Origin of the sequence: Rhodococcus sp. YH3-3 (genome assembly GCF_001653035.1) — a bacterium.
GTDB lineage: Bacteria > Actinomycetota > Actinomycetes > Mycobacteriales > Mycobacteriaceae > Rhodococcus_F > Rhodococcus_F qingshengii.
In genome coordinates, this window is record NZ_BCWH01000003.1 from 1,155,832 (window position 1) to 1,181,401 (window position 25,570).

At 61.8% G+C, this 25,570-nt stretch carries 23 protein-coding genes and 1 tRNA gene; 13 read left to right on the forward strand and 11 right to left on the reverse strand.

Annotated features, from left to right (window positions below; genetic code table 11):
• Positions 1-19: 19 nt before the first annotated feature.
• Both YH3_RS30525 and YH3_RS30530 read left to right on the forward strand, forming a co-directional pair.
• Positions 20-2,155: a bifunctional lysylphosphatidylglycerol flippase/synthetase MprF gene (locus tag YH3_RS30525; RefSeq protein WP_042924704.1), complete on the forward strand. Its 2,136-nt coding sequence runs from the start codon at positions 20-22 to the stop codon at positions 2,153-2,155.
• A gap of 4 nt (positions 2,156-2,159) precedes the next feature.
• Entirely contained in the window at positions 2,160-4,427 is a 2,268-nt protein-coding gene (locus YH3_RS30530) for a DUF2254 family protein (protein WP_042451017.1), read from the forward strand.
• Here the strand turns inward: YH3_RS30530 and YH3_RS30535 are convergent.
• The 5 genes from YH3_RS30535 to YH3_RS30555 all read right to left on the reverse strand — a co-directional run bounded on the left by YH3_RS30535 (position 4,389) and on the right by YH3_RS30555 (position 10,511).
• Entirely contained in the window at positions 4,389-5,678 is a 1,290-nt protein-coding gene (locus tag YH3_RS30535; protein WP_042451019.1) for an esterase family protein, read from the reverse strand. The two genes, YH3_RS30530 and YH3_RS30535, sit on opposite strands and share 39 nt — an antisense overlap.
• 65 nt (positions 5,679-5,743) lie before the next feature.
• Positions 5,744-8,227 carry an aminopeptidase N gene (gene pepN, locus YH3_RS30540; RefSeq protein WP_064444627.1) on the reverse strand — a complete coding sequence of 828 codons (2,484 nt, stop codon included), beginning with the start codon at positions 8,225-8,227 and terminating at the stop codon, positions 5,744-5,746.
• A gap of 50 nt (positions 8,228-8,277) precedes the next feature.
• Positions 8,278-9,078 (reverse strand): bifunctional hydroxymethylpyrimidine kinase/phosphomethylpyrimidine kinase, encoded by an 801-nt coding sequence (thiD, locus tag YH3_RS30545; protein ID WP_003946192.1) that lies wholly within the window; start codon positions 9,076-9,078, stop codon positions 8,278-8,280.
• 93 nt (positions 9,079-9,171) lie between these two features.
• On the reverse strand, positions 9,172-9,786 hold the full coding sequence (locus YH3_RS30550) for a class F sortase (RefSeq protein ID WP_230793229.1): 615 nt from the start codon (positions 9,784-9,786) through the stop codon (positions 9,172-9,174).
• Positions 9,783-10,511: a hypothetical protein gene (locus tag YH3_RS30555; protein WP_021333507.1), complete on the reverse strand. Its 729-nt coding sequence runs from the start codon at positions 10,509-10,511 to the stop codon at positions 9,783-9,785. The genes YH3_RS30550 and YH3_RS30555 overlap by 4 nt, the downstream gene beginning before the upstream one ends.
• Before the next feature lie 344 nt (positions 10,512-10,855).
• Here YH3_RS30555 and YH3_RS30560 point away from each other — a divergent pair, with 344 nt between their 5' ends.
• Together YH3_RS30560 and YH3_RS30565 are read left to right on the forward strand one after the other, a co-directional pair.
• A complete protein-coding gene (locus YH3_RS30560; protein ID WP_042451026.1) occupies positions 10,856-11,299 on the forward strand; it encodes a hypothetical protein in 444 nt (147 codons plus the stop codon).
• A 21-nt stretch (positions 11,300-11,320) separates the two neighbouring features.
• Positions 11,321-12,142 carry a class II glutamine amidotransferase gene (locus YH3_RS30565; protein ID WP_064444628.1) on the forward strand — a complete coding sequence of 274 codons (822 nt, stop codon included), beginning with the start codon at positions 11,321-11,323 and terminating at the stop codon, positions 12,140-12,142.
• A gap of 85 nt (positions 12,143-12,227) precedes the next feature.
• Here YH3_RS30565 and YH3_RS30570 read toward each other — a convergent pair whose 3' ends face one another.
• Positions 12,228-12,785, reverse strand: a complete 558-nt coding sequence (locus YH3_RS30570; RefSeq protein WP_021333511.1) for a QsdR family transcriptional regulator — start codon at positions 12,783-12,785, stop codon at positions 12,228-12,230.
• A gap of 275 nt (positions 12,786-13,060) precedes the next feature.
• On the opposite strand from YH3_RS30570, the gene YH3_RS30575 reads away from it, so the two are divergent.
• The 8 genes from YH3_RS30575 (at position 13,061) to YH3_RS30610 (ending at position 20,693) form a co-directional block, all read left to right on the forward strand.
• Complete coding sequence (locus YH3_RS30575; RefSeq protein WP_238592730.1) at positions 13,061-13,972, forward strand: ABC transporter ATP-binding protein; 912 nt, start codon at positions 13,061-13,063, stop codon at positions 13,970-13,972.
• Entirely contained in the window at positions 13,972-14,946 is a 975-nt protein-coding gene (locus YH3_RS30580; RefSeq protein WP_064444629.1) for an ABC transporter ATP-binding protein, read from the forward strand. The genes YH3_RS30575 and YH3_RS30580 overlap by 1 nt, the downstream gene beginning before the upstream one ends.
• 131 nt (positions 14,947-15,077) lie before the next feature.
• Positions 15,078-16,610 (forward strand): ABC transporter substrate-binding protein, encoded by a 1,533-nt coding sequence (locus YH3_RS30585; RefSeq protein ID WP_162114854.1) that lies wholly within the window; start codon positions 15,078-15,080, stop codon positions 16,608-16,610.
• An 80-nt stretch (positions 16,611-16,690) separates the two neighbouring features.
• The gene (locus YH3_RS30590) at positions 16,691-17,653 is read left to right on the forward strand and encodes an ABC transporter permease (protein ID WP_158510646.1); all 963 of its coding nucleotides are present in this window, start codon (positions 16,691-16,693) and stop codon (positions 17,651-17,653) included.
• Entirely contained in the window at positions 17,650-18,510 is an 861-nt protein-coding gene (locus YH3_RS30595) for an ABC transporter permease (RefSeq protein ID WP_020969703.1), read from the forward strand. Before YH3_RS30590 ends, YH3_RS30595 begins: the two co-directional genes overlap by 4 nt.
• 65 nt (positions 18,511-18,575) lie before the next feature.
• Positions 18,576-19,460 (forward strand): hypothetical protein, encoded by an 885-nt coding sequence (locus tag YH3_RS30600; RefSeq protein WP_030537506.1) that lies wholly within the window; start codon positions 18,576-18,578, stop codon positions 19,458-19,460.
• Between the two features lie 175 nt (positions 19,461-19,635).
• Positions 19,636-20,316, forward strand: coding sequence for a hypothetical protein (locus YH3_RS30605; protein WP_063316364.1), 681 nt, complete (start codon positions 19,636-19,638; stop codon positions 20,314-20,316).
• A gap of 35 nt (positions 20,317-20,351) precedes the next feature.
• Complete coding sequence (locus tag YH3_RS30610) at positions 20,352-20,693, forward strand: hypothetical protein (protein WP_042451032.1); 342 nt, start codon at positions 20,352-20,354, stop codon at positions 20,691-20,693.
• On the opposite strand, the gene YH3_RS30615 is transcribed toward YH3_RS30610, so the two are convergent.
• Positions 20,694-21,149: a hypothetical protein gene (locus YH3_RS30615; protein ID WP_021333520.1), complete on the reverse strand. Its 456-nt coding sequence runs from the start codon at positions 21,147-21,149 to the stop codon at positions 20,694-20,696.
• Positions 21,150-21,616: 467 nt separating this feature from the next.
• Here YH3_RS30615 and YH3_RS30620 point away from each other — a divergent pair, with 467 nt between their 5' ends.
• The gene (locus tag YH3_RS30620; protein ID WP_064444631.1) at positions 21,617-22,042 is read left to right on the forward strand and encodes a hypothetical protein; all 426 of its coding nucleotides are present in this window, start codon (positions 21,617-21,619) and stop codon (positions 22,040-22,042) included.
• 267 nt (positions 22,043-22,309) lie between these two features.
• On the opposite strand, the gene YH3_RS30625 is transcribed toward YH3_RS30620, so the two are convergent.
• The 4 genes from YH3_RS30625 to YH3_RS30640 form a co-directional block, all read right to left on the reverse strand.
• A tRNA-Pro gene (locus YH3_RS30625) sits at positions 22,310-22,383 on the reverse strand.
• A gap of 102 nt (positions 22,384-22,485) precedes the next feature.
• Positions 22,486-23,913, reverse strand: coding sequence for a ribosome biogenesis GTPase Der (gene der, locus YH3_RS30630; protein WP_003946199.1), 1,428 nt, complete (start codon positions 23,911-23,913; stop codon positions 22,486-22,488).
• Positions 23,910-24,590: a (d)CMP kinase gene (cmk, locus tag YH3_RS30635; protein ID WP_030537500.1), complete on the reverse strand. Its 681-nt coding sequence runs from the start codon at positions 24,588-24,590 to the stop codon at positions 23,910-23,912. The genes der and cmk overlap by 4 nt, the downstream gene beginning before the upstream one ends.
• An 11-nt stretch (positions 24,591-24,601) precedes the next feature.
• On the reverse strand, positions 24,602-25,570 hold a 969-nt coding region (locus YH3_RS30640; protein WP_238592731.1), incomplete at its 5' end, for a pseudouridine synthase.

Below are 25,570 nucleotides of genomic sequence, written 5' to 3' on the forward strand. Positions count from 1 at the left end.
TGGCGAGAAGAGAACCTCGATGGCTGAGCAGTCCCAGACCCCCACCCCGCAGACCGACCAGAGCGCGCCGGGCGCGTCGAATCGGGCCTCTCGCTTCGCCTCCGACACGCTGAGCGTCCTGCGGCGTGTGCCGTTCACCGCGAGCGTAGTGCTCACCATCACCGTCGTCGGGATCGCGACCGGCGCCCTGTGGAATCACGTCCGTACCTACTCGTGGTTCAACGACATCGCCTACGGAGTTCCTGCCTTGCAGGAAGGCAAGTGGTGGACTCTCGTCACGGGGTGGTTCTTCGGATTGACGCCGGGTCAGTATGTTTCGATCATCGTCGTTTTTGCCTTCGCGGTCGGCTGGTGCGAATGGCGCCTGGGAACCAAGAACGCGGCCATCGTCACGATCAGCGGTCAGTTGGCGGGCGAACTCGGTGCATCGCTCCTCCTCTGGGCGGGCAGCCACACCGACTGGGATTGGGCTCGCAACCTCGCCACCCACCGCGACGTCGGCGTGACTACCGCAATCATCGCCGCACTCGCCGCGACCACAGCAACACTCCGCTCGCCCTGGCGAATGCGAGTGCGCGCCATTCTGTGTGCGTACATTGCGATCGCGTTCCTCTTCGAAGGCCGCCTCGCCGACGTGCAGCACCTCATCGCGGTCGCGATATTCCTGCCGGTGGGCGAGAAGTTCTTCGGCGACGGAGAGCGCGGGTTCATCCCCCGAACGCGACGCGAGATCCGCCTGCTCGGATTCATCGGCCTGCTCCTGATCGGCGTGGTCGAGATCGCCGTCTGGCTGTTCCCCGGAAGCGGACCGTTCGGGCCGACGGAAGCCGAAACCGGTTCGGGCTGGACGGCATTGATCGACGTGGTCATCGTTGCCCTCATCGCGGACCAGTTGCGACGAGGTCGCCGCTGGGCCTGGTGGGTTGCCGTGGTGTTCGGTTCACTGACGGTCTTGGCCACCGCCCTCGTCCTCGTCTCGGTCATCTTCTTCGACTACGAGAGCGCCGGCGCCGTCACGGTCGGTACCGCGCTGCTCTGGCTTCTCGAACTCATCTTGTTGATCAAGGGCCGCCACGCTTTCCACGTACCGATGCGGCGCAAGATTCGAGGCGGGCCGTTGTCCGGGAACGATCCGCGCGCCGCCGCTCGGGAACTGCTCAAACGACACGGCGGCGGAACCATGTCGTGGATGACGACGTGGGACGGCAACAGTTACTACTTCGGCGAGTCGGGTGAGAGCGTCGTTGCATTCCAACGGCATGTCGGTGTCGTCGTGGTCCTGGCCGATCCGATAGCGAACCCCGACCGACTCGCCGCAGCGGTGGACGAATTCACGACGATGTCCGAAGCCAACGGCCTCACTCCCTGCTTGTTCTCCGTGGGGAAGGAGACAGCCGACGCCGCCACCCGGCGTGGCTGGCGCACCGTTCAGGTCGCCGAAGACACGATCGTCGACCTACCAGAACTGCAGTTCACCGGTAAATCCTGGCAGGACATCCGCTCGGCGCTCAACAAGGCCAAGAAGGACGACATCACCTTCCGGATGACAACATTGGCCGACGAGCCGTTCTCCGTATTGGCTCAGGTGCGCGCCATCTCCGAGGAATGGGTGGGCGACAAGGGGCTACCCGAGATGGGGTTCACCCTCGGAAGCGTCGAGGAGGCGCTCGACCGCGACGTCCGGGTCGGCTTGGCCGTCGACCCGACCGGAAGCATTCACGGCGTCACCTCGTGGTTGCCGGTGTACGGCGAAGGCGGCGTGGTTCAGGGTTGGACACTCGATGTCATGCGTCGACGTCCCGACGGGTTCCGTCCGGTGGTCGAGTTCCTCATCGCATCGTCGGCCCTCGAGTTCAAAGAACAAGGTGCCCAATTCGTCTCACTGTCCGGAGCACCGCTCGCACGCAGCGACGACGGCGCCGACGCCGCATCGATGGACCGCCTGCTGGACATGCTCGGAGCCGCGATGGAACCGCTGTACGGCTTCCGGTCTCTTCACGCGTTCAAGAAGAAGTTCAAGCCGAGGTACGAACCCGTTTTCCTGTGTTTCCGCGACGAGGCCGACCTGCCTCGGATCGGAATCGCACTGACGCGTGCATACCTGCCCGACGCAACGGCTCCTCAGCTGATCAAGCTCGCCACCAGCAAGAGTTGACGCCGTGCGGTCCTGGTTCGAGCACACGGTCGTCGACACCGGCAGGCTCCCGCTGTTCTTCCTCCTACTCGCCTTTGTCCTGACGTTCCTGTTCATCCGCTTCAGCGTCCGGATGATCCGGGCCGAGGTCTCGTGGTGGCCAGGCAATGTCACGCCCGGTGGAATGCACATCCACCACATGGTTTTCGGTTTGATGATGATGCTCGTGTCCGGCTTCGCCTTCATCGCTCTGGCCGACTATCACACCCCGATCGCCAATTGTGTTCTCGCGTCGGTGTTCGGTATCGGCAGCGCGTTGGTCCTCGACGAGTACGCACTCGTGTTGCATCTGCGCGATGTCTACTGGGCCGAGGAAGGTCGCTCGTCCATCGACGCAGTGTTCGTTGCCATCGCGATCTCGTTCCTTTTCCTTCTCGGGGTCCACCCGATCGGGTTCGCGGGAGAGTTCGACCCGTACGAGGAGGACCGTAGCCTGGCGACGTTGATCGGCGTTGTCGTCGCGATCGTGATCCAACTCGGACTCGCCGTGATCACGTTGATGAAGGGCAAACTCTGGACCGGCTTGATCGGGCTGTTCTTCACCCCACTTCTGTTGATCGGAGCAATTCGGTTGAGTCGCCCGGGTGCGCCGTGGGCGCGCTCGCGTTACCGCGACAAGCCGGCGAAGATGAGCCGGGCAGTGGCCCGTGAACAGCGTTATCGCGAGCCGATGATCCACGCGAAGATCTACGTGCAGGAAACGGTGTCGGGAAGTTTCGGTTCCGCTCCCCCGCCCCCACCACCGCTCCCCGTCGTCGACACCACAACCCCCACGTCGAAGGTCGGATTGTCGCGGCGGCTCTCGGACAGAATTCGCTGGCGTCGAACTCGCCGACGACTACGAACAGTCCCCGTCTGGCGTCTCCCCGTGATCCTCGTCGTCCTGTCCGTCGTCACCGCGAACATCCTCGTCGGGATCGACGGAGATCTCGTCAGCGACGGCGACGTCGGTACCATTTCCGAGGGCGTGGACGCCGGGGCCACCGCGACGCTGCTCAGCGTCATCGCCGGCGGGATGATCACTCTCACCGGTCTGGTGTTCACCGCCATCACCCTCGCAATGCAGTTCGGCGCATCGCAGATTTCGGTGCGGGTGGTCCCGATGCTTGCGCAGCAGCGGGTGATGCGGTGGTCGATCGGCATGTTTCTGGCCACGTTCGTCTTCTCCTTGATCATTGCGCTCGATCTGGCGCTCGATTCGGAGAATTCCTCACCGACCATCTCCACGGCGATCGCACTGCTTCTGGCATTGGCCAGTGCGATCCTGTTCATCGCGTTGGTGGCGAAGGTCGGGTCGATTCTCAATTCCAGTCGGTTGCTGCGTTGGATAGCGGCCCAGGGCCGGAGCGCGACGATTCGTGCCTATCCGCTGTACGAGGACCTGCCCTCTGGCGCACCGAAACCCAGTCAGCCGCTCCCCCTACCCCAACCGCGCGAGTCCGAGAACTCCGAGAGCGCCGACGCACTGGTGATTCGCCTGCGCCACCTCTCACCCGACGGCCGGATTCTGCTGGCGATCGATCTCGCACGACTGCAGCGGTTGGCCGGCCGCTGGGACGTCTCGGTCGAAGTCGTCCCCAGCATCGGCGAGTTCGTCGCCCAGAACGCGCCCCTCTTCGAGGTACGCGGACCCTCGCTGAAGGTACGCCCGGACACCTTGATGTCGTGCTTGATCTTCGGTGACACGCACAGCCCGGTCGTCAGCCCCGGTGCAGCGCTTCAGTCGATCGTGGACATCGCGCTCAAGGCGCTGTCACCCGCCATCAACGACCCGGGCCGAGCCGTGCAGGCTCTCGACCACATCGAAGATCTTCTGGTACTTCTCGCCCCGCGGGTCCGCTTCGACACGTCAACCTCGGATCTCACGCTGATCCGAGGGCAGCAACGCACCTGGACCGATTACGTGTCCGTCGCCACCGACGAGATCCGGCACTTCAGTACCAATTCCGCGCAGGTCCAGCGTCGTCTACGCGCGGTATTCGCGACCTTGCTCGAAGCCTGCCCGCCGGACCAGCACCCTCCGCTACTCGAGCGCGTCGACGCACTCGATGCGCAATTGAACCGAGAATGGACCGGCGCACTCGACCTTCGGCTCGCGAGTGTGGCGGATCCGCAGGGATTGGGCTCCGAAGCCGGGGCGACCGGAAGAATTCACCCGCTGATCATCGGGTCTTCGGAACTTCCGGACGATCGTTCATCCGGGCAGGCCGAGTCGCGTTCCCAGCCAACCTAATTGACTCGCCAATCCAGCCGACCACACTTGGAAGCTGTGTCCTCCGTCGACCTCGGCGTATTGGACGTCCATCCCTGCGGCTTTTGCGGCTTCGTAGAGCGTTTGAAGACCTGGGCGGTAGTCGTTGTCCTGTTTGCCGACCACGAACACCCCGGCGCTGTCGGGGAACTTCTTCTCCCGGAGCAGATCCTGCGGATTCACTGCCACGAACGCGGCTTCATTGCCGCCGAACGCTGCATCGACCGTCTGCTTGCGATCGCCGAGTGTGGGTTCGATCTGACCGGACAGATCCAGGAACGTCGGATAGACCGCGGGGAAGTTCGTTGCCATCTGGAACGCGCAGGTGCCGCCGTAGGAAAGTCCCCCGATCGCCCACTTCCTCGGGTCGGGATCCACCTGGAGGTTCCCGCGCACCCAGTCGGGAACATCGCGCGAAAGGTACGTCGCGACGTTCCCGAGTTGGGAATCGACGCAGAGCGGATTCGCCAGTTCCGACCCGGTCCCGTCAGCAACGACGACAACGGGAGCCAAGCCCGAATGCGCAGCGGCGTAGGTGTCCATGGTCTGGACGAGACGTCCGCCCTGTAGCCAGTCCTCGGGCGCGCCTGGTTGGCCGGCTAGCAGGACCAACACGGGCAACTCCGGTCGTGGGTTGGTGAAATACGCGGGCGGTAGGTAGATCTCGGCGTCGCGGGCGCTGAATCCGGAGACCGTCCCCGCAATCGTGACCGTGCTGACCTTGCCCGCCGACGGCATGTCCGTGGGAGCCTTCCATTGCGAAACCGGTACCGCCCCGTCCTTGCCGTCGTCCAGGTCTGCGAGTGAAACCTTCTCCGCGTCCGAGAGTCCCAGCGCTGTTCCCAACGTCGGATACGACTGGAACTGCAGATTCACGTGAGCCGCGCTCGACACGACCACCAGGAGCACGGAGACCACGGTGAGCACGCGACCGTCGATCCGCGTCGCCGCAAATACCCGCGAAACACCCAGCAGCACGCCGAGAATGCCCAACCCGATCCACACGTAGACCGGACGGGCAATCGGATCGGGGAACGGGTGCCACACCTTCTCGATCAGCCAGTACAGCACGAGAGTGATCGCGATTGCCGCGACGATGCAGACCGGAATCGAGATCAGGACGTGACGCCTCGATCTCGAGAAGATCAGCCACAGAAGTGCCAGAATTCCGAGCACCGTCACCACGGGCGGAACCGGGCCCGTGACCAGCGACAGATCCGTGATCGTGTGCACGTCGTCTCCCGTCGCAGCCCTGTTTAGACAATATCCAAGAACAGGACATTTCGGAGCTGATGGCGTCAGATCACCGCGTTCGACGCCTGGGCACGTAGGTCTCGGGCCAGGTGATCCCGACGCTCGAGAACAAGCCTCCGCAGCGACGCGGGCGCCTCCGCATTGGCCTGGATCCAGGAATCGACAGCAGAGGTGTCTTCAGCTGCCGGGAAGAGTCCGTTCACCAACCGTCGGGCGATCTCGATGCTGCGTTCGGACCACCACTTCCCCAGGGACGAGAAGTACTCTGCCGCATATCCCTCGATCAACGACGGGTCCGTGCCCGAACGGAATCCGGCGATCGTCGCATCCAGGCGGTCGTTCGAGAGTGAGCCGTCAGTGGTCGCCGACGCCCAGGCAGCCGCCTTGGTCTCGGCATCGGGAATCGACGCCGCGGCGCGGACGTACGCCGTTCGACCCGCTGACGTGCTGTCCTTGCTCAGCTCACCATCGAAGTCGCTCACACTCGCATGGCCGGTCGCCGACAGGGCGATCCACAATGCCCACCGCAGATCAGGATCGAGAGCCAGTCCGACCGGCCCCGGGCAGGTGCCGTCGAGTATCGACCGCACCTCGTCGGCGCGAGCATCGTTGACCGCTGCAGCGGCCGACAGAGCCCGTGCCCATGCCAGCTGTCTTCCGGACTCCGGTTCGGCTTCGAACACCGCCTTCCAGGTCGTTTCCAACCAGCCTGCACTTACATTGGGCCGCAAGCTTTTCGGAACGTAGTGAAGAACCGCGTATTGGGCATCGGTCAGGATCGAGCTGAGAATCGCAAGATCTGTCTCCGCGGGAGCGAATCGTTCCACCATGTCGAGGTACCGGAACACCGAGAGCTGCGCATCACGCACCGAGTTCCACAGCGACGACCAGATCACCCCGCGCGCAAGCGGATCGCTCACGCGGTCCAGGGATGCCTCGACAGTGGACAGAGATTCCGCGTCCAATCGCACCTTGGCGTAGGTGAGGTCTTCGTCGTTGAGCAGTGTGAGTGCTCCGGGCGGAAGGTCGACCGACGTGCGTGATTCGGTGATGTCGAGTTCGACGCGTTCGGTGCGAACAAGGTCTCCGGACTCGTTGTAGTCGTAGATTCCGACTGCGAGCCGATGCGGCCTCGGGTCCGTCTGGACCAGGTCTGTTCCGTCGAGCGACAGCGTGGACACTCCGGTGGTCTGCAACCAGATTCGGGCCCATTCGCGCACATCACGTCCGGAAGTCTCCGCGAGCACGTCGAGCAGATCAACCAGCGTGGTGTTCCCGAAGGCGTGGGCCTTGAAGTACCGTCGTGCCGCTTCGAAGAACGCGTCACGGCCGACGAACGCCACGAGTTGCTTGAGGACACTGGCGCCCTTGGCGTAGGTGATTCCGTCGAAGTTCAGCTTCGCAGCTTCGAGATCGACGATGTCGGCGACGATAGGATGCGTGGTCGGCAGCTGATCTTGGAGGTACGCCCACGCCTTCCGCTTGATGGCAAATGCTACCCAGGCATCGGTGAAGCGAGTAGCTTCGGCGCTGACCAGCGATCCCATGAAATCGGCAAAAGATTCCTTGAGCCACAGGTCGTCCCACCAGACCATGGTCACGAGATCGCCGAACCACATGTGCGCCATTTCGTGCAGGATCGTGTTGGCGCGGCGCTGATGCTGCTCGTCGGTTGCGGAGCCGCGGAACACGTATGCCTCGGTGAAGGTCACCAGTCCCGGGTTCTCCATGGCGCCGAGGTTGTACTCGGGGACGAAGATCTGGTCGTACTTGCCGAACGGATACGGATAGTCGAAGTGCTCGGCGTAGAAGTCCAGCCCCTGACGGGTGATGTCGAAAACGTTGTCTGCATCGAGGTGTGGAGCCAACGACGCCCGGCACAGCGCACCCAACTCGACAGTGAGTTCGCCGCGACTCCACGACGACGCCACGCGGTGATACGGCCCGGCCGCGATCGCGGTGATGTAGGTCGAGATCGGCAGCGTCGGGGCGAAAGTGACGCGTTGTGCACCGTCCACGGAGAGAGTCTGGGTCGCGGGCTGATTCGACAGGACTTCCCAGCCGTCAGGTGCTGTCACCTCGAACGTGAAGGGCGCCTTGAGGTCCGGCTGCTCGAAGCAGGCGAAAACACGCCTGGCATCGGCAGGCTCGTATTGCGTGTACAGATACGTCTGATCGTCAGCGTCGTCGACAAATCGGTGCAGCCCTTCACCGGAACGGCTGTAGTTGCCGTGAGCTGCCACCCGAACGACGTTCGATCCGCCGAGTCCGCGCAGCACGATCCGGGATCCGTCGTACTCCACCGGAATCGACGCACCGTCGACGTCCACGGAATCGACCGCAGCACCGATGAAATCGAGCCACGTGGACTCCACCGAGGACGTCAGATCAATTGTCGTGACCGTCGAAAAGGTCTTCACGGCGGAGTCGACCGCCGATCGCAGATCCAACTCCACCCGGTAACCGGCGACGGAGATGGCTCGAGATCGTTCGGCGACTTCGCTTCGATTCAGGTTCGCAGTACTCACGCACTCGATCCTGCCAGGCCGCGCGCGGCGATGTGAGCCGCCGTGCGCGCCTATCCCTTGAACGCGCCCTGCCAGACGGTGTCGAACGGCGTGTGTGCCGAGACGCGGCCTTCGATGCCCGCCGTGACGAACTTCTTTGCCAGAGCGACGGCTTCTCCCACGTCGGCGCCTTTTGCCAGCTCCGCGGTCACTGCGGCGGCCAGCGTGCAACCGGCACCCGAGACGCGCTCTTCGCCGACCTTGGGGGCGGAGAGAACAGTCACGTCGGTCCCGTCGAACAACACGTCGACGGCGTCGCCACCGGCGAGTTCGACACCGCCCTTTGCGAGCACGTACTTGGGTCCGAGATCATGGATACGACGTGCGGCCTCGATGAGGTCGTCGACGCTTTCGATGCTGTCCATTCCGGCGAGGGTGCGTGCCTCGAACAGGTTGGGTGTGACGACGGTGGCGAGCGGGAGGATCGAATCACGAAGTGCTGTATCGGTATCGAGAGCCGCACCGGGCTCCTGGCCCTTGCAGATCAGGACCGGGTCGAGGACGACGTGGCGCCAGGACTGCCGACGCAGGCCCTCTGCCACAACCTCGATGGTGGCGGGCGTGCCCAACATGCCGATCTTGACGACGTCCAGATCGTGAGCCGCAGTGGCAGCCTCGATCTGATCAGCGATCACGTCAGGAGCGATCGGTACGAAGCGATGACCCCAGTTGTTCTTGGGATCGAACGAGACGATACATGTGGTGGTCGCTACGCCGTAGACGTCCAATGCCTGGAACGTCTTCAGGTCGACCTGCAGGCCGGCACCGCCAGTCGCTTCGGACCCAGCGATGACATAGGCGAGGTCAACCACAGCACAATCTCCTTCTTCGGACTTTTGAAACGTGCGTGGATGGCCACGAACGCGGGACCCAGTTTATCAACCGTTCCGACGTCTGGTTTTCGGCTATGCGGGCACCGGAGTTCCCCACGCGACGTCGTTGTCCTCGTATCCGAACGGCGGACCGACGAACTCGCCGCCGCAGGTGATCAGCGCGAGGGTTTCGGGTCCGTCGAGGCTGTTCAATCGCTCGACCGGCAGCTCGCCGTCCTTGCTGTAGTGATCGACCGCATCGATACGGTAGTTCCAGGTCTGTCCCCCGGCGCCCGCCACGGTCACGACCGAGCCGATTTCCAGTGTCGAGAACTTCTTTCCGAAACCGTCACCCTCATAGATGTCGTTGATGTGTCCGGTGATCACCACGGTGCCCGCGCCGGAGCCGGGAAATGCCGAATCTGCCCACCATCCGATCTCACTGACATCCTCGGGCGGAATGAGCGAGCCGTCCGTCGTCGTCTTGATCGGCAGGATGTCAGCGGTGCTGTTGCCTGTGCGCAGCGCGGTCGGGACATCCGGACCGTCGACCACCGCGCGAATCTCTGGCGGCAAATCTTGTTGGCCGGTCGCGAGGACGCGGGTCGGCGAGTCACCGTCGTCGGAACATCCGCCGATCAAGAGCATTGTCGCCACTACTGCAGCGGCCCACGTTCGGCTGGCCGTGGATCCAGGTGCCGCTGTCACGGACGAGAAGTCGGGCCGGACGGAATCTGGGCAATTGGTACTCGGTTTCCTACGTCACGACCGGGAAGTGCGTCACCGGAATCCCCACCGTTCCCACCGGAACCGTCACCACCGCTGCCGTTTCCGCCACCGCTTCCATTCCCCCCGCCGCCGGGGCCGGGGCCGGGGCACTCACCTCCCGGATCGGTGGTGTCGCCTGCCAAGACAATCTTGACTGCCGAGAGGTTGACCGTCTGGTTCTGCGCGACTTGTCCAGGAGTTGTGACGTCGAATGCGAGCTTGGCACGTACGGGGATGACCGAACCGTCGTCAGCGTCGGTGACCGTTGACCCTGACCGGCCGAGATCTTGGGTCAACGTCATTTTGGAGATCAAATCCTGATCTCCGGTCAAGCCGGCGCCGTCGATCCGAAGGGTCCCTCGGACGGGACTTCCGTGGGCTCTGATCGTCACCGATGCGCGAAACTCGAGGATGTCTCCCGGCACTGTCCGCCACGCCTCGATCGAGTTGATTTTCGTTCCAGGCGATCCAGTCGAGATGTCGTACCAACCGTCGATCACGGCCGGATCGAGTGACATCGAATTTTCGTTGATTTCCGAGTTGCACGCGCGGGTGAGCGAAACGGGGGCAGCCGATCCCACTGCGGGGAGTGCTGTCGACACAACGGTCGCCAAGACGAAGGCCGTCGCGGTGATGCCCGCGGTACGCCTGCCGAAGATCGTCATTCTCTCGCTACCTTTTTTCCGCGGACCGTAGCTTCCGGTCAATTCAGTCAAAATACCAGTACAGCTGGACAAATAGGTCGAATTCCGTGCCGAATTCTTCTTGTTTTCTGTGAACTTCGGTTACGAGCAATTTCTCCGCACACGCGTTCGGGTAAGGGGTCCATCGGATCAACAGGGGTCAGAAGTTACATTTCGCCCGCACATCGGAGCAGATCGCACTGATTTCTCACCGCATTGGACAGGTATTTCCGTTTCATAGCGGTCAGCCGGTGGAACAACGATCACTACAACGAGCGTGCCGGGCACGTGTCCGGTCGCCCCCCACCGAATCAAGGGAAACCGTCATGTCGGATACAACATCAGTCAAGCAGGGTTTCGCGGTAGGAACATCGATCGGGGCAGCCGTCATCTTGGTGACGGTCGGCATCGTGCAGTTCTTCCAAGGACTCGCTGCCGTCGCCGAAAACGAAGTGTTCGTAGTCGGGATCGACTACGTCTATCAGTTCGACCTGACGACGTGGGGTTGGATCCATCTCGTGTTGGGCGCGCTCGTCGCTCTCGTCGGGCTTGCACTGTTCACCGGAGCGGCCTGGGCGCGGGTGTCGGCAGTGGTGATCTGCGCGATCTCGATCATCGCGAACTTCTTGTGGCTGCCGTACTACCCCTGGTGGTCGACTCTCATCATCGCGCTGAACATCGTCGTGATCTGGGCTGTGTCGACATGGAAGCCCACCCAGACGACGCACGCCGCTACGCATGCACCGTCAACGCCGACTCGATCTGCTTGAGTTGAAAGTATGTGTAGGTGGATGGCGTATTCCGGAGAGCCGATACTGGCCCATGACTTGCTGTTCAGGCCACAGCACTCGCTGATCGACCAGAGCCTGCATTCTCAACTCGGGGCCACGACGACAAATGGCGACGGCTTCGGAATCGGCTGGTACGGGGAAGGCCCCCAACCGGCAGTTTTCAAGAGCATCGAACCCGCGTGGAACGACTCGAACCTGCGCGAAGTCACCTCCCAATTGCGCACCCCTCTGCTGTTCGCTCACATCCGCGCCTCGACGGGAACTGCAGTGCAGCGCAGCAACTGTCACCCGTTCCGGCACCGGCAATGGTTGTGGATGCACAACGGTTCACTACACGGATTCCACGACATGAAACGGGAATTGGTGACTGCCATTGATCCGTCGCTCTTTCCGGATCTCGAAGGATCGACGGACTCGGAAACCTTGTTCTTCCTCGCGCTGACGTTCGGCCTGACCGACGATCCGTTCGAAGGTGTCGCGAGGGCCGTCGGATTCGTCGAGCACACGGCCCGCTCGCAGGGAATCGACAATCCGGTTCAGATGACCGTCGCCACGTCGGATGGCATCTCCACCTGGATCTTTCGCTATTCCAGCGAGCACCAGTCGAGGTCGTTGTTCTTCTCCACCGAGATTTCCACGTTGCGCAAGCTCCATCCTGAGGTGGATGCCCTGCACCATCTGAGTGAGGAGACCCGAATCGTCGTCTCCGAGCCTCTACGTGACCTTCCCGGCGCCTGGAACGAGGTTCCCGAATTCGCCGCAGGCGTCATCCGGCCCGGACGGGACGAGATGCGGAGCTTTGTGCCGATCCCACCAGCCTGATTGGGTCATACAACCAGGCATAGCTATGAAATAGCTTGCATTCGAAGCGCTTTCACGAAAACTGAGAAAACGGAAACTCGGCACACTAGTCACGCGAGAGGATGAGCCGGAACGCCAAGCGAGCCTTCTCCGTATCCGGAGTGCCACCAGTGAGCAAATCGTTGTAGATGAACGACTCACCCACGCGAACCAGCAGATATGCCATGTCCTCGACGGGCAGGTCTGGCCGAATCTGCTCCGGTATTTCAGCTTCGATCAGCCTTCGCACGGATTCGACCATCGTGCCCTGAATCGGCCCCAGTCCAGTTGTGAGTATGCACAACGCCTTTTGCGGTTCCCGAGTCAAATACGTCCGGAAGAATTCGGTCTCGATTGTCGCCCGTGCATGGTAGGTGAGGACGTCGACAACCCTTGACGCTCCGCTTCCACCGCACTCCTCGAGGCCCATTCGCCACGTTCGGCGCGCCAGCGAATCGAGCACGTCACCGGTAATTGTGTCGCGATTCCCTGCACGCCGGAACAAGGTGGTCCGATCCACCCCCAACTCGGTGGCCAAAGCATTCACATCGAGCGGTTTTCCGGCTGCGAACTGTCGTCGGGCGGCACTCAACGCTTCCGCGCGGATGTCACGTGTCTCGGCCATGGAGTGAATGTATCGCTGACGACGTGCTGGTCGGTAGCCGGAGGCGATCAGACGGCGCCATCGACGGCAATCGTTGCAACATTCATTGACTTTGTTGCAGGTGAGTGTTTATGGTTCCCCGGTACGTGATTCCAGTCACAACAGTTCAGTTGTTTACGGAGGAATGCGATGAACGATCACACGTGGACGACCCGACGATGAGCCCACTTCTGCAAGTACGAGACCTCACGGTTGACACTGGGACAGAATCGATTTCGAACAGACTCCTCGACCGAGTGAGCTTCGAGTTGGGGTCGGGCGAAATCACCGGCCTCGTAGGAGAGAGCGGGAGCGGAAAGACACTGACCGGACTCGCTCTGCTCGGTCTCTTGCCCCGTACGGCAACAACCAGCGGAAGCATCCGTTTGGAAGGACAGGAACTTGTGGGTCGGCCCGCCGCCGAGTTGAGGAAAATACGCGGTCGCGACGTCAGTATGGTCTTCCAGGACCCGAGTTCGGCTCTCAACCCCTCCGTCAGCATCGGTCGCCAGATCGTCGATGTGTTGAAGGCCCACCGCGACATCACGAAAGTCGATGCGGAGGACGTGGCTACAGATCTTCTCCACCAGGTCGGTCTGGCCGACCCGAGCAGAACCTTGAAGTCGTACGGGTACGAGCTTTCCGGCGGGATGTGTCAGCGGGTGATGATCGCGATGGCCCTGGCATGCGGTCCGAAGTTGCTGATCGCGGACGAACCGACAACAGCGCTCGACGTCACCATCCAAGCTCAGATTGTCGATCTCCTTCGAGAACTGGCCGAACAGCGCGATCTTGCCGTGTTGTTGATCAGTCACGACCTCGCGGTTGTCGCCGAGGTCGCGGATCGAGTCATCACCATGTTTCGCGGCGAGATCGTCGACGTCGCGCCACGAGACGTGCTGCTTCGGCGGCCCGCGCATCCCTACACGTTCAGCCTTCTCGAGGCGGCACGCTCGACATTCGAAGAAGTCTCCTCCCAATCACCCAAGGCGCGAGGCGATTTCACCAGCAAAGCCCCTGCTGACGGCGTGGGTTGCCGATACGTCGCCCGGTGCAACTACTCCGAGGAGCTCTGCATATCCGATCATCCACTTCTGATCGGATCACCGGAATCGGCAACAAGATGTCACCGCAGCGACGAACTCGAGTTGCTCGGACTGGTGAGCTGATGAGCAACACCGACGTCATCGTCGACGTTCGGAATCTGGCAGTCGAGTACGGACGCGGACGCAAAGCTCTTCGCGCGGTCGACGACGTCAGCTTCTCCGTACAGAGGGGCGAAACCCTTGCGATAATCGGTGAATCAGGATCGGGAAAATCCTCGACGGCTCACGCTCTCGCGGGTCTGGTGGCTACGGCCGCAGGCTCCATCACTATGAATCTCGACGACCCGGCGTTCGGCAAGGGTGGATCTTCCCATCTCATTTTTCAAAACCCTACGTCGGCCTTGAACAATCGGATGTCCTCATGGGCTTGCGTAGCCGAGCCGATGGCGCCAGGGCGTCTGCGCCTCCCACAGTCCTTGCGGCCGAAAGCCGTCGAGCTGTTGCGTAGGGTCGGTCTCGGCGCTGAGCTTGCCGACCGCCTCCCGACCCAGCTCTCCGGTGGCCAACGCCAACGCGTGACCATCGCTCGTGCACTTGCCTCCAAGGCGCCACTGATTCTCTGCGACGAACCTGTTGCCTCCCTGGATGTTTCGCTTCAGGAAGAGGTGTTGCAGCTTCTTGCCGATCTCCGAGAAGAACATGACCTCACGTACATCTTCATTTCGCACGATTTGGGTTCGGTGGCATGGATCGCCGATCGCGTCGCGGTGATGTACCTCGGCCGAATCGTCGAGATCGGACCGGTTGCCACGGTCCTGAGGACTCCATCGCACCCCTACACGCAGGCGCTTCTCGCCGCGGCCCCGCACATCGAACTCGAGCGGCGCAGTCGTCGGAAAGCATTGGTGCGGGGCGAGTTACCCGACCCACGGAATCCACCCTCGGGCTGTCGATTCCGCACCCGCTGCACGTTTGCGATGGATCGCTGTGCGTCGGAAGCGCCGTCACTTCGCGCGGCCTCGAATTCCGCACACAGCTCCGCCTGCCATCTATCGTCCCCGGCCACATCGATCGGAATCTTCAACCCGCCGCAGTAAATGCGTGCCGCGTCAGTCTCCCCCCTTCCGAGAAGACCAAAGCGAAAGTCCACCATATGAATCCGCGTCTGTCTTTGCGATCCCGATATCCGATCACACGCTTCCAGAATCATGGGAAAAGTGGCCCACGTGTGCTGGTAGCTGCGTTTGCACTTTCTGCTCTTGTGCTCAGCGGCTGTTCGAGCAGCGCCACCGGTACCGCCGGCGATACCGGACCTGCCGATCCGAACGCCGAACTCAAGGTCGCGACATCGCACGTGCCCGCCTCGCTCGACCCGTGTGCGGGAAACATCGGATACGACATCGACTACTTACAGTTGATGTATGCACCACTGATCGATGCGGAACCTGCCACCCAGAAGTTGCGGCCCGGAATCGCCAGCGAGTGGGGCTTCTCCGGACCGGACAACCTGACGTTCGAGATGACGTTGCAGAACGGCTTGACCTTCCACGACGGTACAGCTGTCGATGCAGCAGCCGTCAAGGCAAGCATGGAACACTGCTTGAGTCTCGGAATCGTTTCCGTCCCGACGATCAAGAGCATCGAAGCAACGTCCCCAGATCACGTCACGATCTCGTTGAGTTCACCTACCTCCGGTTTACCAGGCTGGCTCAACGGCAGATTGGGAATGGTGGTCTCCCCCACTGCGCTGGCAGCAGCAGGGGCAGACTTCGCCAACAAGCCTGTAGGCGCAGGGCCGTACACATTCACCAGCGCAGTCCCGAACAGTTCATACACATTCAGTCGATTCGACGATTACAAACCGGCAGGTCCACCCAGCCCCCAGCTCGCCAAGATCCAGATCCAGGTGATCTCCAATCCCACAGCGCTGACAAATGCCCTGACATCGAACGCTGCGGATTTTGCATACGGGCTCACACCGTCGAGTGCTCCGATCCTCGAACGGAATCCCAACCTGAACGTCAGTCACGACCCGAGACTCGGAGTTGCGCTCGTCGTGATCAACAACAAGAACCCTGTGGTTAACGACGTCCGGGTTCGTCTGGCGATGCAGTATGCGCTCGACCGCAAGGCAATTGCGCGAGCCGCGCTGGACAGCACGGAAGGAACTGCGGCGTTCGGTCAATATCCTCCCGGTTCGCAGTTCTACGACGAGGAAACCGAAGATGCATGGCCGTACGACCCGGAGAAGGCCAAATCGCTGCTAGCGGAGGCGGGGTATCCGAATGGGGTCACCGTGCGCGGACTAGCAGGCAACCTACCGCCGTACTCGACCAACGCTGTCCTTGTCGGAGAACAATGGGAGAAAGTCGGCATCAAGGTCGACTTCGTCGAAATGAGTGGACCTCAGGCGATTACGGAGTTCGTCGCACACAACAGCGCGGACGTCTTCAGCGTGGGATGGCCCACGCGAGCATCCGCACCGCTCAATTTCGAAGCCTCTCTGGGTTCGCGATCGTACTTCCGGCAGAATTCCGTCCCCAACGAGGAGTTGGAGAAGCTGATCGCACTGCTGAACAACACGTATGACGAAACCGCTCAGCTCGACATCGTCAAACAGATCAATCAAGTCGTGATCAAGTCCGCTGAGTACGTACCGTTGTACTTCACTCCCGACGTGGTCGCCTACACGAAGAACGTCCACGGGGCCGTTCCCGCACTGAACGGCTCCCCCAATCTGACGTACCTCTCGAAGTCATGACGACGACCGTTGTATCGCAAGAGAATTCGTTGGCCCCCGAGCCTGAGAGCGTTCCGACCCGAAACCCTCACCGATCGCCGGTGAATCCTTACATACGGATGATCGGCGTCCGGTTCGCACAGATAATTCCTACCGCGATTATCGCTAGTTTCATAACCTTTGCCCTTATCCGGATAATCCCCGGTGGACCAGCCGAGGCACTTCTCGGTCCGAACGGCAGCGATGAAGCGATCGCGGCACTCAACGAGCGCCTCGGATTGAATCAACCTCTGCTGGTCCAGTACTGGAACTGGGTGGTGTCGGCTCTGCACGGAGATCTGGGAACGTCGCTACAGAACAGCGCCCCCGTCGGCCCACAGATCCTTGCGCGCCTGCCGGCGAGCGCCGAGCTCGTTGTACTCGCACTGTTACTGTCCGCCGTCGTCGCCATACCGCTCGGTGTGTGGACCGCGACGCGGCAGGGACGACGCAGCGATGGTCTGACCCGCACGGTTTCGGGGATCGGACTCGCGGTACCGGACTTCTTCCTCGCTATCGTGCTGGTCGATGTCTTCGCCCTCGGTTTGGGAGTTCTACCGGTGCTCGGCTGGGTTCCTCTCGAGAACAGTGTGATCGACAACCTGAGCCATTTGGTCCTACCAGCAACGGCGCTCGCTGCCGGCGCAGCATCGATTGCGGTTCGGCAGACCAGGGCTGCGATGATCGAGACACTGTCAAGTGACTACGTACGAACTGCGCGTGCGATGGGTATCGACGAGCGGAAGATCGTGTGGCGCTACGCGCTACGAAACATCGTTCCCACGATTGTCACTGTCTATGGATTGCTCGCCGTGGCGATGCTGGGTGCGACGGTCATTCTCGAGCAGATCTTCGTGCTGCCGGGCCTCGGGAGCGCTCTCGTCATTGCGATCGACACGCGAGATTATCCGATGCTTCAAGGCATTGTGTTGCTGTTCGTCGTGATCGTGCTTCTCGTGAACATCCTGGTCGACGTCGTCAACAACATGATCAGCCCACAATTGAGGAAGGGAACGATCTCGTGAGCCAACTCGCGCTGACCACCGCAGGCGAGACCCGCTCCAAGTGGGCTCTCCCTCGACTGCACCCCGGATTATGGCTCAGCTACTGCTTTCTCGGAACGCTGATAGCGGCGTCCGTCTTGGCCTCGTTCGTGGCTCCGCACAGTCCGACCGATCAGAACCTGACCAACACGTTCGCCGGTCCGAGTGCACAGCACCTGCTTGGCACTGACGGCTTCGGTCGTGACGTGCTCAGTCGATTGATCTGGGGAGGACGCTCCGCCTTCTTCGGCGTCGCGATCGCTGTCGCTGTCAGTCTGCTGTTGGGAATTCCGTGGGGGTTGATCGCCGGATATTGGCCACGCTGGATCGGCGCGTCACTCCTCCGGGTGGCGGACGCATTGCTGGCATTCCCAGGTTTGGTTCTCGCAGTGGCTATTACCGGTGTTCTGGGGCCGAGCCTGATCACGTCGATGTCAGCGCTCGGAGTCGTCTATGCACCCACAATTGCAAGAATTCTGGCTGCCGGGGTCAGCGAAACGAGGAACCGAGACTTCGTTCTGAGCGCGCGACTCTCAGGATGCCCGCCGCACGTAGTGCTCCTGCGTCATCTTCTTCCGCACGCAATCGGGCCGGTTGTCGTTCAGGTGACCGTGCTCACCGGCCTGACTTTTCTCGCGCAGGCGGCACTCTCATTCCTGGGGTTGGGAATACAGCCCCCCACTCCGAGTTGGGGCGGTGACCTATCCGATGCGTACCTGCACATCTTGAGTGCACCACAACAGATTCTCCCCTCCGGCATTCTGATTTCATTGGTCGTCCTGGCCGTCTACCGAGTGGGTGATGCCGTCCGGGACCGCATGTATGTCAGAGGGAGATAGCCGGCGTAGAACAACCATCCGACTCGACTGTTCGAAGACCACACCACCAGCATGAAGGACTATCGATGACCTCGATCGCACCAGAAACCGCGCGCCGCGTCTTCCGTGGAGCCGAACCAATACACGGCATGATCTACTTCACCCCTTTCGGCGCGGAAGCATATGCCGCACTGGGCTTTACACACCCTCGAATGGGCTACTTCGCTTCGCGGTCTGCGCCCATGGGCGCAGTAGCGGCTGAAGTCACCATCGCTACGTTCTTCAACTTCAACCCCGAACTGGTACACGCGGTGCTGCCGGAAGCCTGGACAATCGCCACCCCCGAACAGATCCTCACCGCTCGACTCGACGCTGTCGACCGTTCGCTGCGCAAGGCCTGGGGAGAACATGTCGACGGCACCGAAGTTCGCGAAGCTGCCGAACTCGCACGTCGAGCCGCGGAACGCGCCTGCAACAGACCACAAGGGCGACCCCTGTTCGGTGGGCACGCATCATTGCCGTGGCCTGAGGAGCCTCATCTCGTGTTGTGGCATGCCCAATCCTTGCTCCGGGAGTTTCGCGGAGATTCTCATGTCGCACTTCTTCACGCCGAGGGACTCAACGGTGTCGAAGCGTTGGTAGTCCACGCCGCAACCGGTGATGTTCCTGCTGCTGCTCTGCAAATGAGCCGGGCATGGGACAACGATCAGTGGGCGGAAGGCGTCGAAAGTGTGCGGGCGCGTGGATGGCTCGAAGACGGCCCCGAGCTTCACCTGAACGAGGTGGGTCGCGATCGCCGAAAGCGGGTTGAGCATCAGACCGATGTGCTGGGGTCGTACCCGTACGAGGCGATCGGAGAGACCGGATGCAGTCGACTGATCGAAATCTCGGAACGTCTCTCCGGTGAAGTGATCGATGCAGATCTCGGATTTCCGGCAGCACTGGCAGCACGTCGCCGATTGCGTGCGTGACAGCAGGTCGTGAGTGTCGAACGTGGCTGGTGGTGATACGACGAGGGTGTCACCACCAGCCCCTTCACACAATTATCGCCGAAGTCGGCTGCGCCCCAATCTGCACAGTGAGAAGGCATCCGGATGAGACTGCCGTTGTGCCGAATTCTCCCGCGGGATGGGTCAAGATGGCTAGATGTGGAAACAGGCACTCGGGTTTGCTTTGTTCGGTGCGACCGTTGCCATCGTCACGGCGGCGCTGACACAGGGATCGGCACAGGCGTCCGCCACGATCACCCTCTTTTCGGGTGGCACCACAATCTCGGGCTTCGCGGGTGAATCGCAATGGACCTGGCCCATCGAGGCTGCGGTGATCGGCGCCCTTCTGGGCGCGCTGACCGGGTTCGTGCTCCGCCTCGCGGGCGTGCGAATCTCCGGAGGCCAGGACAATCGAATGGTTCCAACTGTGGTGGCAGGCCTCGCAGGCGTCACGCTTGGGTTGACGCCCCTGTTGGTCCTGATCGGCATGGCATTCACCGGGTCGGTTGATATCGGATGGTCCCCGCTCCTGGTCTATGCCGTCAGCGGTCTCCTGGCGTATGGCATTTCGGTCGCCGCCGTGTTCGGAGTCCTCCGCGCTGCCGGGGATCGACTTACCGTTCGCACGACGCGAGCGGTGGCGGCGATGCTTCCGGTCGGGGCGTTGGCGGCGACGACTGTAGGTGTCGGTACTGCGTGGAGGCTGGGCTTTTCCACCACCACTCCCACCTGGATCGCGGTCGTACTGCTGGTCGTTCTCGTATTGGCCATGACGTTCGTTGCGGCCCGGGCGTGGGCTCTACGGATTCAGCCTCGTGACTTACCAGAAGTCGCATAGGCAGTGGGACGATTGATTCGGACGGGTGCGTTGAGATGAGGGGCGAACGAATCTTCGCGGGACTCGTCGTCGGCCTCCTACTGGGACTGTTCGGCTACCTGCCATTGGTACTCCTGTGGCAACACTTCGCCGATGTCCCGCAGCCGCAGCTTTATCCGAACCGTTCGTTCACGTCGTTCGGCCCCAACCCGCCACCGCTCACCTACTGGATAAGTTGGGCGGCGCCTGCCGCCGTGTTCGTCATTCTCGGACTTATGACTATTCCCAGCCGCACCGGCAGGCAATTCGCGTTGCCATTGGTGCTCGCGTTCCTTTCTGTGGCAGCAATGGTGGCGTGGTTCTGGATCTCGATGGAACTGTTCTTCAGCCCCGACTGATCACTCACTCGGCTGCGTATCGCGAACCCCACTGCGCGCACGCGCAATGGCGCCCTTGTTGCGCAATGCGATCCCCTGATGCACCGCAGCAAGTACCAATGCCAGCACTGCAGCAGGGAGGCTCCCCACCATCGACAGCAGAGAAGGCATACCAGAGCTGAAAGCGGTAAAGAAACCCAGTACTGCAGCGCAAAGCATTGTCGCCGAGACGATCCAGGAAACTAATGGTCGTGGGATCACGGCTGGAATAACGCACAGAGCCACCGGCAACGCCAGCACCAAGAAGAGCTCCCGCCCGAAATAGTCGTGAATCGAGCGGTAACAATCGGCAGAACTGAGCGGGCCGAGGCCTATTTCGCAATCGGTGATCTCGTACAGCGGCCACTGTGCCGTCGCGGATCCCAGAATCCCGGTGGCGACCGCCAATACAACCCACGCGATCCGAATCCCAATCATACGAAGAGATCATGCCAGTAGGCGAAATTGCGCTCCGGAGAAGAAAGCAATTACGACTCGAACTGCGTGGAAGGTCGATACCGTCAACGCTAATCAAAGAATGGATCAAACTATGTTGATCGCATGGGGAGCACTGGCGCTTGCCACTGGTGCCCATATCTATGGCGCTCGCCTCGCAACTCACGGCGACTACGGGCGGAGATTACCTCTCTCGGTAGGACCGACCTCCTCGCGAGCGGCACAACATGTCCGACGTGCTCAACTCACGGGCTGGGTATCGAGCTTGATCGGAGCATCTGCCATCGTCGACAACTATTGGGAGACAGCACCTCTCTTGAGTGCGGGTATCGCAGTCGCTGTACTCGGAGTAGTTAACGGCTTACCGAGTTTGATTGTCACCCTGATGCACAATCGACGGCCGCAACAGGGTTGAAGTTTTCAACTATGTTTTGTGGAAGGGTGCTTGCATGGCAACACAACCGCATGGCCAGTCCATAACCCCGGCGTGGAAAGTATTCACGGCCATCGGTTTTGCAGGTGTTGTGGGCGCTGCCGTGACGTACTTCCGAGACGGGTGCACTTTGGCGATCATTGGCGGGATGGTCATCCTCGCGATTGGTCTGCCGCTTACTGTCTGGTCCATCCTGCGAATGCTGCGTGAGAATCGAGGACATCGCCTTCATTGGCGGAGAACACCGCCGGTCAATCCGAGGAACGTCGACCTGTCTCGTGCTGTCGGCATTCCCACTACAATTTTCGGTGCACTGACCATCTGGCTGAATACAGCAGGTTCGGCGCCGTGGTGGTTGGCAGCAATCTTTACCGCCATTCTGATCGCGCTCTTCGGAGTAACCGTTGCCGTTCACAATATTCGCCTCAGTCAGCGAACCTGAGCTAGCCTTCCGCGCATGCCGGTTTCCGCGAGTGTCCGTGCGCGCCTTCGCTCCCACTTGCATCCAGATGACGAGATCCGGTACGTATTTCCAGCAGACGTTCTGATGAGCGCGAAACCGACGAAGAATATGTTGCAGTAGTGAACGCTGCCGACGCGGAGATCACGTCACCGCAGGACTTCCCGCGCGATCCGTTGCCGAACCTCTGAAGGCACAAAAAAGGCAGTTTCTCATTTCTGAGAAACTGCCTTTTTGATCTAACTTCGGTCGGGCTGACAGGATTTGAACCTGCGACCACTTGACCCCCAGTCAAGTGCGCTACCAAGCTGCGCCACAGCCCGTCCCACGCCCTTGTTTCGGGCGCTTGGAAAGATTACATCAGGGACGGGCCGAAGTACCAATCGGCTGGTCAGAGCCGTTTCAGTACCGAATTGGACGCAGAATCAGCGGCCCTTACGATCACGCTTCTCGCGCACTCGGACGGATACGCGGATCGGGCTGCCGTCGAAGTTGAACTCTTCACGCAGACGCCGCTCGATGAAGCGGCGGTAGCCGGCCTCGAGGAAGCCCGTGGTGAAGAGAACGAATGTCGGCGGGCGTGTGCTTGCCTGCGTCGCGAACATGATGCGAGGAAGGCGACCACCACGCATCGGAGGCGGCGTTGCTGCCACAACTTCCTTGAGCCAGGTGTTCAGGCGACCCGTGGGGATGCGCTTGTCCCAGGACTCCAGAGCCGTGTCGAGAGCCGGCACGAGCTTCGCCACGGCGCGACCGGTGTGGGCGGAGATGTTGACTCGCTGAGCCCACGGAACGCGGACCAGATCGCGGTCCACTTCCTTGTCCAGCATGAGTCGACGGTCCTCGTCCACGAGATCCCACTTGTTGAATGCGATCACCAATGCACGACCCGTGTCGGCCACCATGCTCAGAACACGCAGGTCCTGCTCGGTGATCGGCTCGTGTGCGTCGATCAGCAGGATCGCAACCTCAGCGGCCTCGATCGCGCTCTTCGTACGCAGCGACGCATAGAACTCGGCACCGCTGGCATGGCTGACACGCTTGCGCAGACCAGCCGTGTCGACGAAACGCCAAGGGCGCCCGCCGAGTTCGACGATGGAGTCGACGGGGTCGACGGTGGTGCCGGCAACATTGTGCACGACGGACCGCTCGTCACCGGACAGCTTGTTGAGCAAGCTGGACTTTCCGACATTCGGCTTTCCGACGAGAGCAACACGACGCGGACCGCCGCCGGGGATACCTTCACGCGGGGTTTCCGGCAGCTTCTCGAGAACCTCGTCGAGCAGGTCGCCGGTGCCGCGGCCGTGGGTCGCACTCACGGAGTACGGCTGACCGAGGCCCAACGACCACAGCGCTGCAACCTCGGACTCGGTGCGTCCGTCGTCCACCTTGTTGGCAACGAGGATGACCGGAGTCTTCGAGCGGCGAAGCACGCGAGCCACAGCTTCGTCCGTCGCCGTAGCGCCGACAACAGCGTCGACGACCAGGAGAATGGCATCAGCCGTTCCCATGGCCAACTCGGCCTGCCGGGCAACGGCCTGCTGAAGACCCTTTGCGTCGGGCTCCCATCCGCCGGTGTCCTGGACGAGGAAGCGTCGTCCGGCCCAGTTCGCCTCGTAGGAGACGCGGTCACGGGTAACGCCGGGGATGTCCTCGACTACCGCTTCACGACGGCCGATGATGCGGTTGACGAGCGTCGACTTGCCGACGTTCGGTCGACCGACAACAGCCAAGGTCGGGACGGCAATGTGCGCTTCGCCTTCGCCGTCCGCTTCGAGATCGGCGTAATCCCACTCCGATTCCTCGGACCAAGTTCCGTCACCGGCATATTCGGTTACCAGATCGTCGCTCACTGCACTGCTCCAGTTCTGTCGCTGACCACCAACAGCAACTTGGCGATCACATCTTCAATTCCCAATTCGCTCGTATCCACCAGAATGGAGTCGTCGGCAGGGCGCAACGGCGACACTGCCCGAGTCGAATCGAGATGGTCACGGCGCTGCACATCAGCCAGCACCGCTTCGTAATTGTCTTCACGGCCTTGGCCGATGTTCTGCGTATTGCGCCGTGCCGCACGGGTTTCCGCCGATGCGGTCAAGAAGATCTTGACGTCTGCATCGGGGAGTACGACGGTTCCGATGTCGCGACCTTCCACGACGATCCGGTCCGCACCCGCCGCCAACTCACGCTGAGTGGCGACCAGCAGGTCGCGAACTTCGGGTACGGCCGACACCGCGGAGACAGCCTTGGTTACCGCGTCGCCGCGGATCTCCTCGCTGACGTCCGCGCCGTCGAGATGCACCTGCTCGCTGCTCGGATCGGTACCGATGGACCATGGCAACGCCGCAACGGCGGCCGTGATCGCGGCGGAATCCGCCAGATCGATTCCCTGACGCAGCACGTGCAGGGTCGCGATCCGGTAGGTGGCTCCGGTGTCGAGGTAGCGAGCGCCCAAACGCTGCGCCAACGCGCGAGAGACGCTGGACTTGCCGGTTCCGGACGGTCCGTCCATAGCGACTACCAGCGGCATGGACGAATCGGTCACAGGCCGACCGCCTCGTACAGTCCACCGACCTCGCTACGTCCGAGGACGCGCTGCGTTCCCGGACGCTGATCGCCGAGGGCGACAACTCCGACGTTGGTGCGAACCAGACGGACAACGGGGTGACCGACGGCATCGAGGAGGCGACGCACGATGTGCTTACGACCCTCGTGCAGAACCAGCTTGACGAGCGTCTTGCCCTCGTTGATCTCGAGCACGGTGAACGCGTCCACCTTGGCCGGACCGTCGTCGAGGGTGACACCGTCGCGCAACTGCTTGCCGGTGCTGCGCTCGACAACGCCGTGAACCGTGGCGAGGTACGTCTTCGGAACCTCGAACGACGGGTGCATCAGGCGGTGAGCCAGATCGCCGTCGTTGGTGAAGAGGAGCAAGCCTTCGGTGTCGGCGTCGAGGCGGCCGACGTGGAAGAGTCGCTGACCCGACTGAACGCGCTCGGAGACGATGTCGCCGACGCACGGACGACCGAGATCGTCGGACATGGTGCACTGCCAGCCACGCGGCTTGTTCATCGCGAGGTAGACGAGGTCCTTCTGCACGACGACGCGGACGCCGTCGACACGAACCACTGCGTTCTCGGGGTCGACACGCAGACCCTGTTCGACCACGATGCGGCCGTCGACCTCGACGCGACCCTGATCGATCAGTTCTTCAGCAGCGCGGCGTGATGCGACGCCGGCCTGAGCCAGCACCTTCTGCAAGCGGACGCCGTCGCCCTTCGGCGGGCCGTCGTGCTTGGTGATCTCGGCATGCTGATGACGCGCCGGCTTGGCGTTGGAGACCAACGGGTTCTGAGAGACGACGCGCTGCGGCTTCTCGGTCTTCGGCTTGCCACGCTTGTTGGTCGCCGGCGGTGTCGGGGCTGCCGGGCGCTTGCGCGGAGGTCCGTCGAACTTGGACCCACGAGGTGCGTTCGACCATGCGCCGCCGCGAGGAGCGTCGGGGCGTGC

What these genes read in the sequence shown, in the direction of transcription:
- YH3_RS30525 (WP_042924704.1), top strand. Translation starts at nt 20, where the DNA reads ATGGCTGAGCAGTCCCAGACCCCCACCCCGCAGACCGACCAGAGCGCG.
- YH3_RS30555 (WP_021333507.1), bottom strand. Translation starts at nt 10,511, where the DNA reads ATGACGATCTTCGGCAGGCGTACCGCGGGCATCACCGCGACGGCCTTC.
- YH3_RS30560 (WP_042451026.1), top strand. Translation starts at nt 10,856, where the DNA reads ATGTCGGATACAACATCAGTCAAGCAGGGTTTCGCGGTAGGAACATCG.
- YH3_RS30565 (WP_064444628.1), top strand. Translation starts at nt 11,321, where the DNA reads ATGGCGTATTCCGGAGAGCCGATACTGGCCCATGACTTGCTGTTCAGG.
- YH3_RS30570 (WP_021333511.1), bottom strand. Translation starts at nt 12,785, where the DNA reads ATGGCCGAGACACGTGACATCCGCGCGGAAGCGTTGAGTGCCGCCCGA.
- YH3_RS30580 (WP_064444629.1), top strand. Translation starts at nt 13,972, where the DNA reads ATGAGCAACACCGACGTCATCGTCGACGTTCGGAATCTGGCAGTCGAG.
- YH3_RS30600 (WP_030537506.1), top strand. Translation starts at nt 18,576, where the DNA reads ATGACCTCGATCGCACCAGAAACCGCGCGCCGCGTCTTCCGTGGAGCC.
- YH3_RS30605 (WP_063316364.1), top strand. Translation starts at nt 19,636, where the DNA reads ATGTGGAAACAGGCACTCGGGTTTGCTTTGTTCGGTGCGACCGTTGCC.
- YH3_RS30610 (WP_042451032.1), top strand. Translation starts at nt 20,352, where the DNA reads ATGAGGGGCGAACGAATCTTCGCGGGACTCGTCGTCGGCCTCCTACTG.
- YH3_RS30615 (WP_021333520.1), bottom strand. Translation starts at nt 21,149, where the DNA reads ATGATTGGGATTCGGATCGCGTGGGTTGTATTGGCGGTCGCCACCGGG.
- YH3_RS30620 (WP_064444631.1), top strand. Translation starts at nt 21,617, where the DNA reads ATGGCAACACAACCGCATGGCCAGTCCATAACCCCGGCGTGGAAAGTA.
- cmk (WP_030537500.1), bottom strand. Translation starts at nt 24,590, where the DNA reads ATGCCGCTGGTAGTCGCTATGGACGGACCGTCCGGAACCGGCAAGTCC.